The sequence below is a fragment of the Porphyromonas sp. C0041D3 genome (genome assembly GCF_056590575.1).
Genome location: NZ_JBWPWJ010000004.1, coordinates 163,879 through 180,994, shown reverse-complemented (window position 1 = coordinate 180,994; position 17,116 = coordinate 163,879). Strand labels below are relative to the sequence as shown.

Here is a 17,116-nt window from a genome sequence, read left to right as displayed (position 1 = left end):
CATGGACCCCGACAGCAACCCTCTCAGCGAGCTGATCCAGTCGCGCCAGAGTACTCGCAAGTATCTCGATAAGCCGGTACCACGTGAGGCAATCGAGCGCATACTTGATCTGACACACTTGGCACCATCTGCCACCAATTCGCAACCCTGGCGCTTCATCGTCGTTGATGATCCGGAGCTCAAGGTCGCTGTCGCGAAGTGCCTCACTTCCCCCCTACTCCCATCAATGAACACCTTCGCCAAGGAGGCGCCTGCGCTCATCGTCGTAGTCGAGGAGGCAGCCAATGTGGCGGCAAAAGTAGGAAACCTCCTCAAGAAACAGCACTTCTCCCGGATCGACATCGGTATCGCCGTGGGCTATCTCACGCTGGCAGCACGCAGCGAGGGGCTTGACACCTGCGTCATAGGCTGGGTGGATAATAAGAAGATCCAGGACATCCTCCGGATACCTCGGGAGAAGACGGTCCAGCTGGTGGTGTCGCTCGGCTACTCCGACGACCCTATGCGACCCAAGACCAGGAAGAAGATGGACAAGATCCGCTCCTATAATACGTACTAACCTCATCCCTCTGTAGCAACATCATTTATGGCTCAGAAACCAAGCATACCCAAGGGCACTCGTGACTTCTCCCCCGAGGAGATGGCGAAGCGCAATTACATACTCAATACGATCATCAGCACCTACCGGCTCTATGGCTATCGCGAGATACAGACGCCGGCGATGGAGAACCTCTCCACCCTACTCGGGAAGTATGGCGACGAGGGGGATCGGCTGATCTTCCGCATCCTCAACTCGGGCGACAGCCTCAAGGACTTCGACCGGCAGGAGCTGCTGACGATCGATCCGGCTGACTTTGCCTCCCGAGCCTGCGATCGTGGGTTGCGGTATGACCTAACGGTCCCCTTTGCTCGGTATGTGGTGCAGCACCGTAATGAGATCACCCTCCCCTTCAAGCGGTACCAGATACAGCCGGTATGGCGTGCGGATCGCCCCCAGAAGGGTCGGTACCGCGAGTTTTACCAGTGCGATGCCGACGTGATCGGCTCCGACTCCCTCCTGCATGAGGTGGAGCTGACACAGATCATCGATACCGTCTTCGCCAAGCTGGGCGTGCGGGTCGTGATCCTCCTCAATAATCGGAAACTCCTCACTGCCATCAGCGAGCAGCTGGGGATCGAGAACATCATCGACCTGACCGTCTCCATCGACAAGCTGGAGAAGATCGGCTGGGAGGGTGTCGAGGAGGAACTGCGTGGCAAGGGCATCGGCGAGGAGGCGATCAGTCGCTTAAAGCCGATCCTCGGTATCTCGGGAAGCAATGAGGAGAAGCTGGAGAAGCTCGCCGACCTCTTCTGCGAGAGCGAGGTGGGTCGCAAGGGGGTGGAGGAGCTGACCTACATCCTCGACAAGCTACACCACTGTCGCCTGCAAAATGAGGTTCGGCTGGACCTCTCATTGGCACGCGGCTTGGACTACTACACCGGGACAATCTTCGAGGTGAAAGCGCTCGACACCCCTATGGGGAGCATCACCGGTGGAGGTCGGTATGACAATCTCACAGGAGTATTTGGGCAGAGTGGTATGAGCGGTGTGGGGATTTCCTTCGGTGCGGAGCGGATCTTTGACGTACTCGAGGCGCTGGATCTCTATCCCGAGTCGACCCACTCGGGGACGCAGCTGCTCTTCATCAACTTTGGGGAGAAAGCTTTGGACTACATCCTTCCCCTACTCGGCGTGCTCCGCAGTGAGGGGATCACGGCGGAGGTCTACCCGGACGATGCGAAGATGAAGAAGCAGATGTCCTACGCCAATGCACTCTCGATCCCTTACGTTGCTTTCATCGGCGATGACGAGATCGAGCAACATACCATTAGCGTCAAGGATATGGAGTCGGGTGAGCAGCAGAGCTATACCACCGAGGAGCTGATAGCTCTCCTCCGGTCGTGAGTCATGGGTGACAGCGATACATACTGCAGGGTAGAGCTGCAGGGCAACGTGGGGCATGACCCGCTGATCCGCTACCTGGATGAGAGGACCTGCATGGCATCATTCAGCGTGGCGACAGACAGTCTCCTCCCCGACACTCCGGGTGGAGCGGTGACAGACTGGCATGACGTCGTCTGCTACCGGGAGCCCGCTCACTATGTGGAGGCCCACGTCCGTAAGGGGTATAAGGTTCGGGTGGTCGGCAGACTGACTTATAAGAGGTACCGCAGTGGAGAGGATAGATACAATCGCAAGGCGATGATCATTGCTGAGCAGGTCACTCTCATCTCTAAGCCTCAGCCCAAGACAGTGACCCCTCAAGAGGAGTTAATCACTTCGCCTTACGCAGACTATAGAGAGACGCTCAGTAAGGATGCTGAGTCAGGTCTGCCCTTTTGACATCCCCGATGATAGACAGCATAGCAATTTTTATCCTTGGAAGGCATCGAATACATCAGTAGCGGGCTACTAAAGGGCGTGGGCGTGATCCCGCTGGGACCGGAGGGCATCGTGACGCTGGTCATTACTCTGGTACTGATCGCAGTCTGTCTCTACTACAGTGGCTTTTGCTCCTCATCGGAAGTGGCCTACTTCGCCCTCACCCCATCGCAACTGGAGGAGCTGAAATCCTCTAAGGAGGAGCGGGACAAGAAGGTGATCTATCTGCTGGAGCATGGAGAGTATATGCTCAGCACGATATTGATCTCCAATAACTTCGTCAATACGGCGATCGTGATGCTGAGTGACTCGGTCGTCAATCAGACGCTGGACTTCTCCCATGCGCGTACGCTCGGCTTCATACTGCAGGTGGTGGTCATCACCTTTGCGATCCTGCTGGTGGGCGAGATTATCCCTAAGGTCTCCACACAGATGGATCCGCTCAGGGTGGCACGTCGTAATGTCACCACTCTCTTCACCTTCTATGGCGCCCTCAAGGGGATTAATAAGGCTCTCGTCCGTATGGGCGAAGTGATTGGCAAGTCCCTGACAAAGAATAAGTCTGAGCTCGACCGAGAGGACCTCAGCAAGGCAATCGAACTGACAACGGAGGACAGCGAGGAGCAGGGGGTGCTGAATGAGATACTGCTCTTCCAGCGCAAGACTGTCTCCGAGGTGATGACACCGAGGATCGATATGGCGGCGCTGGAGCTCTCAACACCCTATGCGGAGGTGCTCTCCTTCGTCGAGGAGTGCGGCTACTCGCGCATACCGGTCTACTACAAGCGGATCGACTCGATCAAGGGGATCCTGTACGCCAAGGACCTCCTACAGCATCTCAGCGAGGCACCCGACTTCCGATGGGAGGGATTGCTGAGAGAGGTACTATACACACCAGAGGACGTGAAGGTAAGCCATATGCTGGAGGTCTTCCGTAAGGAGCGTCGCCATATGGCGATCGTGGTGGATGAGTATGGTGGTACGAGCGGTCTGGTGACGATGGAGGATCTATTAGAGGAGATCGTCGGGGACATCGAGGACGAGTACGATGAGGATGAGCAGCTCTACAAGGAGCTTCCTGACGGGTCCTTTGTCTTCGATGGCAAGATCAGTATCCTTGACTTCCTCCGCATCGTCAAGGTGGAGGACTACGATGCCATCTTAAGGGTATCGGACGAGGCGGAGACGCTGGCGGGACTGCTGCTGGAGGTGAAGGGGGACTTTCCCCAAGTCAATGAGGTGATCACTATTGATGGGCATCAATTCAAGGTACTCTCCATCACCAACAGACGCATCAGCAAGATCCTCTTCATCCCCGACCCGACGAAGGCTCAGGATGACGAGGTGAGGGAGCAAGAGACTGAGGAGAGGCCATGACAAACCTGTCTTCTGTGGTGGTGATCCCCCGCATTGACTCAAGTGAGGATACCCACCTGACGCTGAAGCGTGGACTCCGGCGGCTCTTTGCCGACGAGGAGCTGCCGCATGTGGCTCATTACATAGACGGAGCGCCCTACTTCCCCAACCGACCCGACCTCCTCTACTCCTCCTCCGACTGCCACTGCAGCGTCGCCCTCCAGGTGGCTCCTGCGGGACTACTACCGGTGGGCATCGATGTCGAGGATAAGGCGGATCAGGCCGCGAGGATCCTCCCACGTTACACCACGGAAGCAGATCGCCGGGCAATGGCGAACTACCCACAGATAAGCCCACTCGAGCTATGGAGTGCCAAGGAGGCGATCTTCAAGGCCTTCAGCCGCTACGTGCGGGACTTCCAGACGGACATCACCCTCCTCTCTCCGGGACACTTCGCAGTCAATCGTCTCGGTGAGGTAGCGGTGTCCTATAGGTCGGGGAGCGAACTAAGTACTCTCTCCGAGAGCCACCACACTTATCCGGACTCTCTCGTCCTCGCCTTTATCACCGCTCCAGAGGTGGAGGAGCGGCTGATCGTCCTCTGAGGATATGCAAAAAGTGGTACCTTTGTCACCTAAACATAGTTTCAATCTAATTGCCAAAGAATATGGCCAAGAAAATCAAGGCAATCACGCCCCGGTCAGAGAATTACTCCCAGTGGTACAATGACATCGTACTGAAGGCTGACCTGGCGGAGAATGCTGCCGTCCGCGGCTGTATGGTCATCAAGCCATACGGCTTCGCTATCTGGGAGCGGATGAAGGAGCTTCTCGATAAGTCATTCAAGGAGACCGGCGTAAGCAACGCCTACTTTCCCCTCCTGATCCCTAAGTCCTTCCTCAGCCGGGAGGCGGAGCATGTCAAGGGCTTCGCCAAGGAGTGCGCTGTGGTGACTCACTACCGGCTCAAGGCGACAGAAGACGAGTCTGCTGTCATCGTCGACCCCGAGGCCAAGCTCGATGAGGAGCTGATCATCCGCCCCACCTCAGAGACGGTGATCTGGAATACGTACAAGAATTGGATCCACTCCTGGCGCGACCTCCCCCTGCTCTGCAATCAGTGGTGCAACGTCATGCGCTGGGAGATGCGTACCCGTCTCTTCCTCCGCACGAGCGAGTTCCTCTGGCAGGAGGGTCACACCGCCCATGCCACCGAGGAGGAGGCTCAGGAGCGTGCTCGTCAGATGCTCCGGGTGTATGCTGACTTTGCTGAGAAAAAGATGGCTATGCCGGTCATCCGCGGCGTAAAGACGCCCACAGAGCGCTTTGCCGGTGCCATCGACACCTACACCATTGAGGCGATGATGCAGGATGGGAAAGCGTTGCAGAGCGGTACGTCACACTTCTTGGGGCAAAACTTTGCCAAGGCCTTTGACGTCACCTTTGCCGATAAGGATGGCGAGGAGAAACTGGTCTGGGCCACCTCATGGGGCGTATCGACTCGCCTGATGGGTGCATTGATCATGACCCACTCTGATGACAACGGACTGGTGCTGCCCCCGGCGCTGGCTCCGATCGATGTTGTGATCATCCCGATCTACAAGAGCGATGAGGAGCGTGCTCAGATCACCGAGCTGGTGGAGCCGCTCATCAAGGAACTTCGCGATCACGACATTAAGGTAAAGTACGACGATGCGGACAACAAGAAGCCGGGGTGGAAGTTCTCCGAGTACGAGATGAAGGGCGTACCGGTTCGCCTCGCCCTCGGACCTCGCGACGTCGAGGAGGGGACGATAGAGGTGATGCGCCGAGACACGCTGGAGAAGGAGACCGTCCCCTACGAGGGCATCGGCAAGCGGGTCGAGGATCTGCTGGATCAGATCCAGGAGAATCTCTACAAGCGCGCCCTTGACTTCCGTACCGCACACACCTACAGCTGCGACGACTGGGACGACTTCTGCGAGAAGGTCGAGGCCGGTGGCTTCGTAATGGCGCACTGGGACGGCACCGCCGAGACCGAGGAGCGCATCAAGGACCTGACCAAGGCGACGATCCGATGCATTCCACTCAGTCAGCCTGACGAGCCGGGTAAGGACATCCTGACCGGCAAGCCCTCCGAGCGCCGAGTACTCTTTGCCTGCTCCTACTGATAAGGCTCGATGAGCCAAGCAGGACTACTTATCCTTATCGCCGTGGTGCTGGTCTGCCTGCTCCTCGGCGATACTCTTTTGAGGCGTGCCGGCTACCGCAATCACACCGTCAAGAGGAAGCCTAATGTACCTATGTCATCACCCTCTATTCCATACGCTGAGCTACTGAAGCAGCTCCAGCCACCTATGGTGCCTACCGAGGAGCTGGAGAGGCTGACAGCTGAGAAGCAAGGGATCTACCCACGCTACTTTATCCTCGACCTGCAGACCACCGGGCTCTCGATCCGGCAGGGCGAGGAAGACCGCATCGTGCAGGCAGCTTGGCTGGGCTTAGACGATCAATACCGTGAGCTCTGTCACGGCGTGGTGCTGGTGGAGCAGAGCAATGCCGGCAGCGACGAAGCGAGGAGGGTACACCACTTGGACACCCACACACTCCAGATCATGGGGAAGAGCGAGGAAGAGCTCCTCGAGCTGCTCCTTCCGCTCATCAAGAGATCCTCCGTCCTCGTCTGCCACAACGTCCGCTTTGACCTAAGCATCCTCCTCGGAGCGATACGGCGGCTACACCCGACGGCAGAGTATTGGCTCAAGCATAAGGAGGCGATCTGCACCATGGTGCTTAGCGCTGCCCTCGACCCTCACTGGCGACACCACTACCGCTCACTCACGTCCCTCACCAACGAGTACACCGGGATCAGTCCAGCAGACATGGACGCCATCGACATCACCGGCTGGCGAAATGTCTGCCTGACTCGGATCTGTCTCGCACAGCTACGCCTCCGCTACCCTGACGAGACGGAGCCGGGGGATCTACCCAACGTCGAGGACTATCTTGACCAACGAGTAGGACCTTAGGGCGCAATGGTATTTTTGCAATAAAGGATAGCAGAATTGTCTGTGTATAAGAAAAAAGGTATATTTGTACAGAAGATAGAGGAGGTAATCCCCCTATCGCCGAACACTAACCGTAGACACTAATTACACAAGGAAGAGTTATGAGTAACAATAATTCCGGAATAAAGTTTATGCTGGGTCTCTTCGTAGGCTCAGCCATCGGAGCGGCCATCGCATACCTCTCTGACGAGAGCCGTCGCAACCAGCTCATTGATGATATGTCTGACACCGCAGACAAGGTGAAGAGCAACGTGAAGGACGCTTATTATGAGGGTCGTATCCGCGCGCGCAAGGCCGGTCGCGACCTCTCTCACTACGTTGAGGACATCAAGGGCGACGCAGAGGACATCTACTCTACAGTGAAGGACTCCGCTTCCCAGCTGGGAAATAAGGCTAAGGACACCGCTCAGAAGGTTGCTGACCTGACTGAGGAGGAGCTCGAGGACCTCAAGGCTGAGGCCAAGGAGCAGAAGGACAAGCTCGCTGAGGAGGCCAAGAAGAAGGTCAGCAAGGACTAAGCCCCCTTGGCGCACTCAGAGCCACTTATCTACAGATGGGATTGCCGAAGTATCCTCACAAGGATCCTTCGCTGTCCCATCTGTCTTTATCCCACGAGAGTATCACCTTACTTATAGGGCACAGACATGGCTAAGACAATAAAGCAAATCATCGATGAAGTAAAGACAGAGGCTCTCTCCTTCGTGGGTGCCAAGCGCGAACTCGCAAAGCTCGAGGCAATCGAGAAGGGAGTCCCTGCCGGCATCAAAGGGGTGTACTACCTTATTATGGCTGTCGTCGGGCTGACGGCACTCCTATTTCTTCAAGTGGTCATCGCACTGCTTTTTGCCATGATCTTTGCTTCCGACCTACTGAGCGCCTACGACACAGTCTCCGCTCTGGCAGCTGGATTCGGGTGCTTAGTGGGGCTACTGCTACTCATCGAGCTCATCCTCCTTCTTCTCAAGAAGCCGATCACCAGCTCGCTCGAGGAGAAGATCATCTCCGCTCAGCTGGATAAGCTGGAGGATATGGAGGAGAAAGAGGCCGGAGAGGCTCGGCGTGAGACCGCCACAGTGACCATGGTCGCCGACGTGACTGATGTCCATGGCGAGTCAGTGATCCCCGGTACAGAGTCACCGGACCACCCGGTTGTGGAGGTTCACCAGTTTACTGACGAGGACGTCCTGCAGGGCAACTAACCATCATTTCCTCTGAGAGAGTACACTACTATGAGTACAAAAGCATATAAGCCAGACTATAAGAGCCGGCTGGAGGCGCAGAAGCACCGCTTAGAGAGCAGATCGGAGGAGAGCAAGATGCGGATCCTCAATAATGTCGACTACCTCCGCACCGATGGTGCCGAGGTAGTCAAGACAGAGGCGCTGAGAGCCCTCTCAGACAAGAGTCCGGTAGCGGCAAAGCTGGTAGGAAACGTGCTGGGCATCAAGGCCCCCTCTGACAGGCCCCACACCCATATCGTCCGTATGGATCGCGATCAGGATGGCACGATGAGTGAGCATACACGTGTCTCCCGTCTCCTCCGGGACACCCAGTCGGGAGAGGGCACCGGTAAGCCCTCCATAGTAAGCAGGCTACAGGACTCCTCATGGAGCACACTTCTCCAGGACGTGGTGATACCTGCAGGATTAGCCGTCGGTAGCAGCCTCCTACTCGCTGGGACCCTTCGGGGAGCCGGCAGTGGTCTCCGTGGCTTGACTAAAGGACTTATCAAAGGAATCGGAAAAGGGGTTTTCAAACTGTAAAAACGGACGAAAAACCGATTTTTTTAATTATATTTGTCCATCGAAAGATTGATGATTGCGGATCATACCGCAGTCTCTATAACACTGACACCAGTAACTGATTTTATATAACAGACAATCACTATGATCAAAGTAGCTATCAACGGCTTTGGCCGTATCGGTCGCTGTGCATTCCGCGCAGCTCAGAAGCACGACAACATCCAGATCGTTGCCATCAATGACCTCTTGGACGTCGACTACCTCGCTTATATGCTGAAGTACGACACCATGCACGGTAAGTTTGAGGGCGAGGTGGACTGCGATAAGGAGAAGAACCTCCTGATCGTCAATGGAAATAAGATCCGCTGCACCCAGGAGACCGATGCTGCTAATTGCAAGTGGGACGAGGTCGGCGCCGAGTATGTACTCGAGTGCACCGGCTTCTACCTCACCAAGGAGAAGAGCGAGGCTCACCTCAGAGGTGGTGCCAAGTATGTCATTATGAGCGCCCCCTCCAAGGACGACACCCCTATGTTCGTCATGGGTGTTAATAACACCACCTACAAGAAGGGCACCCAGATCGTCTCCAACGCCAGCTGCACCACCAACTGCCTCGCACCCCTCGCTAAGGTGCTGCACGACAACTTTGGCATCAAGGATGGTCTTATGACCACCGTACACTCCACCACCGCTACCCAGAAGACCGTCGATGGTCCCTCCAAGAAGGACTGGCGTGGTGGCCGTGCTGCTGCCGGCAACATCATCCCCTCCTCTACTGGTGCCGCTAAGGCTGTAGGTAAGGTGATCCCCTCTCTCAATGGCAAGCTGACCGGTATGTCCCTCCGCGTGCCTACTCTGGACGTCTCTGTCGTTGACCTGACCGTCAACCTCGAGAAGCCCGCCACCTATGAGGAGATCTGCAAGGCAATGAAGAAGGCCAGCGAGGGCGAGATGAAGGGCATCCTCGCCTACACTGATGAGGCTGTTGTTTCTTCCGACTTCCTCGGCGACACCCACACCTCTATCTTTGATGCCACCGCAGGTATCGCTCTTACCGATACCTTCGTAAAGGTACTCTCTTGGTACGACAACGAGATCGGCTACTCTAATAAGCTGATCGAGCTCTGCGAATACATCGCTAAGGTAAATGCGTAAGTAATCGCATCCCACAGACTACTCCCCACTCTGGGAGTAGAGCTCAAAGGGGGCTGTGCTGACACTGGTCAGCACAGCCCTTTTTTCTTTTTCCAAAACCGGTAAAGAGGGTCCTGCTATGGAATAGTCTCAAGGAGAGAGCGTATCGTAGCACTAAGGTTAGCCCGAGCCACTTCGGGTCTCATCGCCACATCCAGCAGGGTCCCGGGAGGATTAATGCAGGCGACGCGATCGAAGCCGGCAGCGAGCAACTTATCCCTTGCCCCGACTCGGCCGGCAACGAGCCAGGTAGGCACACCGGCGGATCTCGCACGCCTCATAATGCCGTAGGGCAACTTCCCCATCAGGGTCTGATCATCGGCACTCCCTTCACCGGTGATCACACAGTCGGCACCACGAACGAGGTCATCAAAGTGCAGGTACTCCAGGAGCAGGTCGATCCCGGACCGGCACTCCGCCCCCAGAAATTGCATAAAGGCGTAGCCCAGTCCGCCTGCTGCACCCGCACCCCGCTCACCACTGCGATCGTAGCCAAGGTGATCCGCTGCTCGAGCTGCCAGCTCTCGCATCCTACCCTCGATCACCGAGACCACCACCGGAGTCGCGCCCTTCTGTGGAGCAAAGACGCAAGCCGCACCACGAGGGCCATAGAGCGGATTAGTGACATCACTCGCCAAGGTGAAGTGACAGTCGCAGAGCGCATCACCGAGTGCCTCTCGCGCCACCCCGAGAGCGTCAGTCAGCGCCTGCAGCATACCCACTCCACCATCGCAGGTGGCGGTGCCGCCCAGCCCTATTATGAACCGCCGGTAACCGCGACGATAGGCATCAGTTACCAACTGACCCACCCCATACGAGGAGGCCACGAGCGGATTACGCCGATCCGGAGGCACAAGGTGGAGTCCCACGGCTTGGGCTGACTCGATGAGCACCACCTGTCCCCTCGTGATGCCGTAGTCAGCAGTGACTGGGCTCCCCAGTGGATCCCTCACTCGTAGATATACACGCTCTCCCCCCATCACTGCCAAGAAAGCGTCCAGCATCCCCTCCCCTCCATCTGAGACTGGGACGGAGATCACCTCCGCTAGAGGATCAGCACGGCGGATCGTCTCCGAGACAACCGCCTCCGCCTCCAGCGAACTCAGGCACCCCTTGAAGGAGTCTATGACTAATAGATAGCTTCTCATTGCGATCACAATATAGCGAGAATGTCTTGCCCTAGGAAAACCCGGATCCCCATACCGATGATGACGGGATATGAGGTACAAATACTATTCAGCTCTATATGCAGAGGCGGGAATGAAGCACCATAGCGGGTGACCGCTTCATAGCCCTAAAGCCCCGGGGCAAGTGTCGCACAACCCCTACTAATCCGCATACACCGTGGCGCAGTTACCGTCTAGGAAAGTACGACTATTGCGTGGTAGAACAATAAGAAAACGACGTGCTCCTCATTCGCTTAGGATACTCATAAGAGTTTGGGACCCAACACGTACTCACCAACATCTGTCTTCGCCACCTCGTGCTCCTACTGATGCTATAGCGAACAGGCATCCTTGGATTATTATCAAATGCTTCACCTCTGTAGCACTAGACCAGACGCACAACAAATCTTCCGAGGCTACAATACCACGGAAGATTTGTTCTAGACGATATGCTACTTGTTACAAGGATTCTCCTCTTTGGCCTTGTACAGACTTTATGTCTGCACTCAGTTTCCTCCGCTTTCCAGCCAAGAAAAAGAAGAGTGTCCCAAGTAGAGCGATTAGTCCGGCACCCTCATACGTACCGGAATACATGGAAAGTATAACAGACGCAGCAAGAAAAATTCCCACGATTGATTCGAAAACGACCAAAAGAAGGTTCCTTCTCTTTTCCGAAAGTGCCGCTTTTCTTTCTCCGGGGTTAACACTCATATTTACCACTGTCTTTCATCTCTTGCAATGTTCATTTGCCGCCTCAAATATACGTGTTTTTCTTATTTTATGCAAATTCACCCACCAACCTCAATTCTGCATGAAAGTTGATGCGGTGAGAAAAGTGGCGGCAGGACACTTTTTTGAGGACTTATGGTGGTAAGTTTAGCTCATAGTTCCGTTTTTTTGGTCTTCAGACCGGATGTATCGTGCGAAAAAAGACGCTGTGTATGAGCTTTTACCCTTGTTTTTCACCCCTTTAGGGTGCTTAGGGTACGGGGTGGCTGGAGCAGATCGCTGCCGTACTGCTCCTTCAGGTGAAAACGTCTTTGCTTCAGACTCATACTTTTCGTCTTAGTACATATTGAAGTAAGATGTCAGGTGGGGAGAAAAGGTCGAGGTACCAGCCGGATTTTTCCTTGACCCACTGGGCGGGACAGGTTACAAAGTTGTATATGAATGCCTTGAGCCTTGACGTCCGAGGTAGAGAGGTGATCCTCGAGAGTCCCTCCACAAATGCGGTATAGAGGTTGCGAAGAATGGCCATCAGGATCATAAAGACTGTATTGGACTTCATTTCAGAGGAGGGGAGGCGAGACCAATTGAAGTCGTTTTTGAGCTGATCAAAATTGCGCTCTACGGCACCTCTGGCGTTGTAGGTCTCGATCACCTCTTTGTCACTGAGCTCTTTAGCGTTAGTCAGGATGGCAAAGCACTTATATTGTTTCTTCTCAAACAGTGTCCCATCGTAGCTTGAGTCGATCTGCCGATAGAGGACGATCTCATAGCCTTTCTCACTGAAGCCGGGAAAATTGTCGAAGACCACTCGTCTCGACTCCAGTCTTCTCCCTCCCTCCAGCCTGACGGGATGCCGTCCGGCGGTGGATTCATTGGCCAGGCTCCTGTAGTAGTCCGTATTGGCGGCTCTGATAAACACCCGACTTGCGTGCTTGGAGACTTCCTTGATGATCTCTTTTGTGTAGCTGCCGCAGTCCTTGACGGCATTTCGCACCCTCAAGCCATGCTTCTCAAGCAACTCGAAAGCACGCTTGAGCGTGTCTGCCTGTCGGTAAGTGGGCGGGGCATTTCCATCCCTGTTCTCGATGTAGAAGGGGTGTCCGTTGACGAAAGCCACACCGGGGAAGTAGCCCCGGCACTCCTCAAAGGTGTACTTCGCATCCTGGTTCTCTGTCTTTATCAGCACGTTGTCATAGTCAAAATCTACCCACTCTCCGTCCTTTCTCAGGTCAAAGCACCTCAATACTGACTGCATCAGCAGGTTGTTGAGTTTACTATTGATATTGAAGTTGTAGGATATTTGGGAGGCGGGGTGGGAGAAGTCACTATTCTCTGTGGACAGCTCTTCGAGGTACCTCAGAGTGGTATCCGAAGAGGGAATCCTTGACTTGCCCGGGATCCGGCGGATCTCGGAGCGGCATCTATTCACGTCCTCAATGCAGGATCCCCCGCAGAGGACTCTGTACATGAGTGCACCCAGAATATCCGAGTGGCGGTAAACGACCCCCTGGCGCTCACGAGCCCCGAGGACGATGTCAAGCGATTTTGCGATGGACGCAAAGAGCGGATCAGAGAAGAAGAAATTCAATCCCCCAAACGATTGTATGGGGTATCCACTTTTTACTCGTATATTTGCTATGTAACCCATAAGTGTATCAGTGTTTTATGGTATATAAAGATACACGAATTACACCTAAGGGGGCAATGAATTCAGCGGAATTCTTTGCCCCTTTTTCACCCCTTATCTTTTTCTTGCGGAATTAAGGTGCGATTTCCCACCCTTCATTTTTGCCCCGATCGCAGCCCTCGGAATCTAGGGATTACGAGAGGAATGAACTAGTTGGAAGTATTAATAATCATTCATCTCGCAGTTCTATCGTGTCATAAATAACAAGAAGGCCGATCGGAAAATACCTATTTTTAGGTATTGTGTGTTCTGGAACACTTTACGAATTTTGCTCACAGAAGTAGGATAAAGCACTTATTATGCAGACGACAAAGGAACATACACGCAGACTATTGCAAGATACAGCTCGAGAAGCGTTTCTGAGGAAAGGCTTCAAGGCGGTGTCTATGCGTGAGATTTCCAAGCTGTCTGGTGTTGGGCTAAGCAACATATACAATTATTATCCCTGCAAGGATGATTTGCTGACAATCGTCTTGCGTCCACTTTTGGAGGCGATGACTAACATGCTGGAAAACCACAATTGTGATAATAACCTTTCACTTGAGATCTTTACCTCAGAAGAGTATCACCGTCAATCTATGCAAGATGTAATGGGTGTGATTACTCGTTATCGCAAGGAGTTCAGGTTGCTATTTCTCGATACTCGAGATACACGATTTGAAGACTTTTGGGAGCGATGGATTGATAAAAGCACGATAACCGGAATCGAGTATTTAGAAAGGATGAAAGAATTATATCCGGGGCTAGATACTAATGTTTCCCCTTTTTTCATACACTTCATCAGCTCTTGGTGGATCAGTATGGTGAGAGAGATTGTATTGCACGAGGAGCTCTCCTCCGAGGATACCGAATGCTTTATCGGTGAATACATCCACTTCAGTACAGGTGGGTGGAAGCGACTTATGAAGGTAGATCATCAGAGCGGATTGTGAGCATTACAGATATTACTAGCAATGAAAGAATTACTCTTTGAAGAGGGCGTTGATGGGCTTTCTCACTTTGATGCTGATAATTGTGGGCAAAGCCGTGGCAATGTCTATTGCACTAAAGTTTGGAACGAGTCGTCAATGACAATAAAGAATGAAATCAATGATACAGACTATCCAAATACAAAGTAGCGGGGGATTTATTCTGGAGTTCTGCAGTATAAGAGATTTCATTTTAGGAAATCATCCTATCGAGCGAGTCGCCTACAGAGGCGGCTCGCTTTGTTTTTGAACAAAACGTCTTCCTGTTCTCTTTTGAACTATTGCCACTTAGGAGTAAAGACACTTCAAGATCAATATAACATGAAACGATATGAAAATAGAAAGAATTAACAATTGGTTTGCCTTATGCGGCAAAAGAATGATGCGTAATCGCTGGGTAGTGTTGGGAGGGTTTATCCTGATCCTTGCCATTGGCGTATCGGGACTTAGGTACTTCAAGGTAAGTGCCTCATGGGAAGACTACTTTCTCGAAGACGACCCGATGCTTGTCAAGACCGAAGAATTCAAGGAGATATTCGGGAATGACAACTTCGCAGCCGTGCTGACTAGGTGTGACAATTCGTTTACGAAAAACAATCTGGAGCTGATCCGTGAACTAACGAACGAGATGGTGGACAGCCTTTCGTACGCCGACAAAATAACCTCTCTGACTGACATCGAGTTTATGATGGGAGGCGAAGATGGTATCGCCATTGAGCAGATAGTCCCCGATACGATCCCTACGGATCCCAAGCAATTGGAAGAGATTCGTCGCAAGGCTTATATGAAACCTCACGTAGCGGAGCGATTAATTTCCAAAGATGGGACGCTTTCGTGGATTATACTCAAGCTACGTACTTTTCCGGAAGACTCTGTTTGGAATAAGGGGAAGAACCCTGTTTCACCCGAGGTCCTTACGGGCAATGAACTAGATCATATTATCACCAAGGACAAGTACAAGGCACTTCATCCCAAAGGAACTGGGCTACCCTATGTGACAGCGATGAAAATGAAATGGATTGGGAAGGAAATGCCACGTGTAATGGGTATCGCAGCCCTCGTCTCCATTCTCATTCTCCTACTGGTGACACGTTCATTTAGAGGGGTCGTCGTCCCTCTTCTCACCGCTATCAGCTCCATCATCGTGGTGTATGGGGTACTGGGATATGTTGGTATGACCATAGACAGCGGTATGGTAATGATCCCTATGTTGCTGGTCTTTGCCGTTTCCATTGCATACAATATTCACGTATACACCTATTTCAAGCGTAGGTTCCTCATTCATGGAATAAGGAAACAAGCCGTAGAGGAAACGGTAGGGGAAATGGGGTGGCCAGTGCTTTTCAGTGCACTCACCACTTTCGCTTCCTTGCTTTCATTCCTCGCCATTCCTATGCAGCCGATGCGTTTTATCGGAATAGCCTCCTCTTCGTGTGTGATGCTGTCATTTCTTTTCTCCATCACCTTGATGCCCATTCTCCTCAGTTTTGGCAAGGACGGAAAGCCTCATCCCAAGGTACAGGAGACTGGTGGGCGATGGATGGATCAGAAGCTGGAAAGCTTAGGCAAGAGTGTACTCAGGCATGGCACCTTGATACTATGGCTTACCGGGATTATCTCTGTGGTTCTTATCTACCAATTCACCAAAATAGAGACGGCTTTTGATGTAGAGCGAACGATGGGACGAAAGATTGATTATGTTAACAACCTATTGGAGGTGGGAGAAAGCGAACTTGGGTCTGTCTATACCTACGATGTAATGATTGACTTCCCAGAAGATGGATTGGCAAAGTCTCCAGCAATGCTACTGCGATTGGACTCCCTTGCACAGCATGCTGGTGGGTATAAGTTGACCAAACGAACGACCTCGGTATTGAATATACTCAAAGACCTAAATCAAACGCTCCATGACGGTAATCCTTCTTATTATACCATCCCCCATAACCCTGATGAGGTTGCACAGCTGTTGCTCCTTTACGAAAATGCGGGAGGTAGTGAAGCTGAGTATTGGATAGATTACGACTACCGCCGTCTTCGTCTGATGGTGGAGATGAATTCATACGATTCTGGGGAAACGGAGCGAGAGTTGAACGATATAATTGCTTACGCACAGAGGCTCTTCCCCAATGCAGCGGTCACAACCGTTGGAAGTATCCCACAGTTTACCGTAATGATGCAGTATATCGCACGCGGGCAAATGGTTTCGTTCGCCATTTCTCTCCTTATTATAGGTATACTGATGATGATCGTTTTCGGCAGTGTACGCATAGGGCTTGTCGGTTTAATCCCCAATATCACACCGGCACTAGTCGTTGGCGGACTAATGGGGTGGCTGGGCTATCCATTGGATATGATGACGGCCACTATTATGCCGATGATCCTCGGCTTGGCTGTGGACGATACCATACACTTCATCAATCATAGTCATCTTGAGTTTGACCGTAAGGGCAATTATAGGAATGCGATCCTTCGTTCATTCCACACCATTGGTACTCCAATCGTCTTAACAAGCGTAGTAATCTGTGCCAATTTCGCTGTATACACCACATCAGAGGGACTCTCCTTTGTACATATGGGCATACTATCTGTGGCAGGGATCTTGTCGGCACTGCTTGCCGACCTCTTTGTGACGCCTATACTCATCCAGAAGTTCCGTCTGTTTGGCAAGGAGACGAACACTATTGAAAGACCAAAAGAACAAACAAACATAATTGAATCATAATGAGTAATACAAACAAACAAAAGAAGCCGTCGGTATTGAAGCGATCACTCCACTACGCAGGTAAGAAAAGGTATATGCTTC

16 protein-coding genes are annotated in these 17,116 nt (G+C 52.8%); 14 read left to right on the top strand and 2 right to left on the bottom strand.

Annotated elements, in window-relative coordinates; all coding sequences use genetic code 11:
- The first annotated feature begins 1 nt into the window (after position 1).
- From AC1EKE_RS04515 to gap, 11 genes are all read left to right on the top strand, one after another.
- Complete coding sequence (locus AC1EKE_RS04515; RefSeq protein WP_297126157.1) at positions 2 to 559, top strand: nitroreductase family protein; 558 nt, start codon at positions 2 to 4, stop codon at positions 557 to 559.
- A gap of 27 nt (positions 560 to 586) precedes the next feature.
- Positions 587 to 1,948, top strand: coding sequence for a histidine--tRNA ligase (hisS, locus tag AC1EKE_RS04510; protein WP_296161315.1), 1,362 nt, complete (start codon positions 587 to 589; stop codon positions 1,946 to 1,948).
- A 3-nt stretch (positions 1,949 to 1,951) separates the two neighbouring features.
- Positions 1,952 to 2,386 carry a single-stranded DNA-binding protein gene (locus AC1EKE_RS04505; protein ID WP_480308416.1) on the top strand — a complete coding sequence of 145 codons (435 nt, stop codon included), beginning with the start codon at positions 1,952 to 1,954 and terminating at the stop codon, positions 2,384 to 2,386.
- Positions 2,387 to 2,422: 36 nt separating this feature from the next.
- A complete protein-coding gene (gene gldE, locus AC1EKE_RS04500) occupies positions 2,423 to 3,802 on the top strand; it encodes a gliding motility-associated protein GldE (RefSeq protein ID WP_480308415.1) in 1,380 nt (459 codons plus the stop codon).
- On the top strand, positions 3,799 to 4,386 hold the full coding sequence (locus tag AC1EKE_RS04495; RefSeq protein ID WP_480308413.1) for a 4'-phosphopantetheinyl transferase superfamily protein: 588 nt from the start codon (positions 3,799 to 3,801) through the stop codon (positions 4,384 to 4,386). Before gldE ends, AC1EKE_RS04495 begins: the two co-directional genes overlap by 4 nt.
- 62 nt (positions 4,387 to 4,448) lie before the next feature.
- Positions 4,449 to 5,930, top strand: coding sequence for a proline--tRNA ligase (proS, locus tag AC1EKE_RS04490; protein ID WP_480308412.1), 1,482 nt, complete (start codon positions 4,449 to 4,451; stop codon positions 5,928 to 5,930).
- Between the two features lie 9 nt (positions 5,931 to 5,939).
- Entirely contained in the window at positions 5,940 to 6,788 is an 849-nt protein-coding gene (locus AC1EKE_RS04485) for a 3'-5' exonuclease (RefSeq protein WP_480308411.1), read from the top strand.
- Between the two features lie 140 nt (positions 6,789 to 6,928).
- On the top strand, positions 6,929 to 7,345 hold the full coding sequence (locus tag AC1EKE_RS04480) for a YtxH domain-containing protein (RefSeq protein WP_296161163.1): 417 nt from the start codon (positions 6,929 to 6,931) through the stop codon (positions 7,343 to 7,345).
- A 126-nt stretch (positions 7,346 to 7,471) separates the two neighbouring features.
- Positions 7,472 to 8,026 carry a hypothetical protein gene (locus tag AC1EKE_RS04475; protein ID WP_296161160.1) on the top strand — a complete coding sequence of 185 codons (555 nt, stop codon included), beginning with the start codon at positions 7,472 to 7,474 and terminating at the stop codon, positions 8,024 to 8,026.
- Positions 8,027 to 8,056: 30 nt separating this feature from the next.
- Positions 8,057 to 8,590, top strand: a complete 534-nt coding sequence (locus AC1EKE_RS04470; protein WP_480308410.1) for a hypothetical protein — start codon at positions 8,057 to 8,059, stop codon at positions 8,588 to 8,590.
- Positions 8,591 to 8,713: 123 nt separating this feature from the next.
- On the top strand, positions 8,714 to 9,724 hold the full coding sequence (gap, locus tag AC1EKE_RS04465) for a type I glyceraldehyde-3-phosphate dehydrogenase (protein WP_297126135.1): 1,011 nt from the start codon (positions 8,714 to 8,716) through the stop codon (positions 9,722 to 9,724).
- Between the two features lie 116 nt (positions 9,725 to 9,840).
- On the opposite strand, the gene AC1EKE_RS04460 is transcribed toward gap, so the two are convergent.
- Together AC1EKE_RS04460 and AC1EKE_RS04455 are read right to left on the bottom strand one after the other, a co-directional pair.
- Complete coding sequence (locus AC1EKE_RS04460) at positions 9,841 to 10,911, bottom strand: glycerate kinase family protein (protein ID WP_480308409.1); 1,071 nt, start codon at positions 10,909 to 10,911, stop codon at positions 9,841 to 9,843.
- Positions 10,912 to 11,980: 1,069 nt separating this feature from the next.
- Positions 11,981 to 13,246 carry an IS1380 family transposase gene (locus AC1EKE_RS04455; RefSeq protein ID WP_480308407.1) on the bottom strand — a complete coding sequence of 422 codons (1,266 nt, stop codon included), beginning with the start codon at positions 13,244 to 13,246 and terminating at the stop codon, positions 11,981 to 11,983.
- Between the two features lie 398 nt (positions 13,247 to 13,644).
- Here AC1EKE_RS04455 and AC1EKE_RS04450 point away from each other — a divergent pair, with 398 nt between their 5' ends.
- The 3 genes from AC1EKE_RS04450 (at position 13,645) to AC1EKE_RS04440 (ending at position 17,035) form a co-directional block, all read left to right on the top strand.
- Complete coding sequence (locus tag AC1EKE_RS04450) at positions 13,645 to 14,277, top strand: TetR/AcrR family transcriptional regulator (RefSeq protein ID WP_480308406.1); 633 nt, start codon at positions 13,645 to 13,647, stop codon at positions 14,275 to 14,277.
- A 21-nt stretch (positions 14,278 to 14,298) separates the two neighbouring features.
- Entirely contained in the window at positions 14,299 to 14,463 is a 165-nt protein-coding gene (locus AC1EKE_RS04445) for a hypothetical protein (RefSeq protein WP_168160418.1), read from the top strand.
- A gap of 181 nt (positions 14,464 to 14,644) precedes the next feature.
- Positions 14,645 to 17,035 carry an efflux RND transporter permease subunit gene (locus AC1EKE_RS04440; protein WP_480308405.1) on the top strand — a complete coding sequence of 797 codons (2,391 nt, stop codon included), beginning with the start codon at positions 14,645 to 14,647 and terminating at the stop codon, positions 17,033 to 17,035.
- Positions 17,036 to 17,116: the final 81 nt, after the last annotated feature.

What these genes read in the sequence shown, in the direction of transcription:
- AC1EKE_RS04450 (WP_480308406.1), top strand. Translation starts at nt 13,645, where the DNA reads ATGCAGACGACAAAGGAACATACACGCAGACTATTGCAAGATACAGCT.
- AC1EKE_RS04495 (WP_480308413.1), top strand. Translation starts at nt 3,799, where the DNA reads ATGACAAACCTGTCTTCTGTGGTGGTGATCCCCCGCATTGACTCAAGT.
- AC1EKE_RS04460 (WP_480308409.1), bottom strand. Translation starts at nt 10,911, where the DNA reads ATGAGAAGCTATCTATTAGTCATAGACTCCTTCAAGGGGTGCCTGAGT.
- hisS (WP_296161315.1), top strand. Translation starts at nt 587, where the DNA reads ATGGCTCAGAAACCAAGCATACCCAAGGGCACTCGTGACTTCTCCCCC.
- AC1EKE_RS04475 (WP_296161160.1), top strand. Translation starts at nt 7,472, where the DNA reads ATGGCTAAGACAATAAAGCAAATCATCGATGAAGTAAAGACAGAGGCT.
- AC1EKE_RS04440 (WP_480308405.1), top strand. Translation starts at nt 14,645, where the DNA reads ATGAAAATAGAAAGAATTAACAATTGGTTTGCCTTATGCGGCAAAAGA.
- AC1EKE_RS04485 (WP_480308411.1), top strand. Translation starts at nt 5,940, where the DNA reads ATGAGCCAAGCAGGACTACTTATCCTTATCGCCGTGGTGCTGGTCTGC.
- AC1EKE_RS04470 (WP_480308410.1), top strand. Translation starts at nt 8,057, where the DNA reads ATGAGTACAAAAGCATATAAGCCAGACTATAAGAGCCGGCTGGAGGCG.
- AC1EKE_RS04505 (WP_480308416.1), top strand. Translation starts at nt 1,952, where the DNA reads ATGGGTGACAGCGATACATACTGCAGGGTAGAGCTGCAGGGCAACGTG.
- gap (WP_297126135.1), top strand. Translation starts at nt 8,714, where the DNA reads ATGATCAAAGTAGCTATCAACGGCTTTGGCCGTATCGGTCGCTGTGCA.
- AC1EKE_RS04445 (WP_168160418.1), top strand. Translation starts at nt 14,299, where the DNA reads ATGAAAGAATTACTCTTTGAAGAGGGCGTTGATGGGCTTTCTCACTTT.
- proS (WP_480308412.1), top strand. Translation starts at nt 4,449, where the DNA reads ATGGCCAAGAAAATCAAGGCAATCACGCCCCGGTCAGAGAATTACTCC.
- AC1EKE_RS04480 (WP_296161163.1), top strand. Translation starts at nt 6,929, where the DNA reads ATGAGTAACAATAATTCCGGAATAAAGTTTATGCTGGGTCTCTTCGTA.
- AC1EKE_RS04515 (WP_297126157.1), top strand. Translation starts at nt 2, where the DNA reads ATGGACCCCGACAGCAACCCTCTCAGCGAGCTGATCCAGTCGCGCCAG.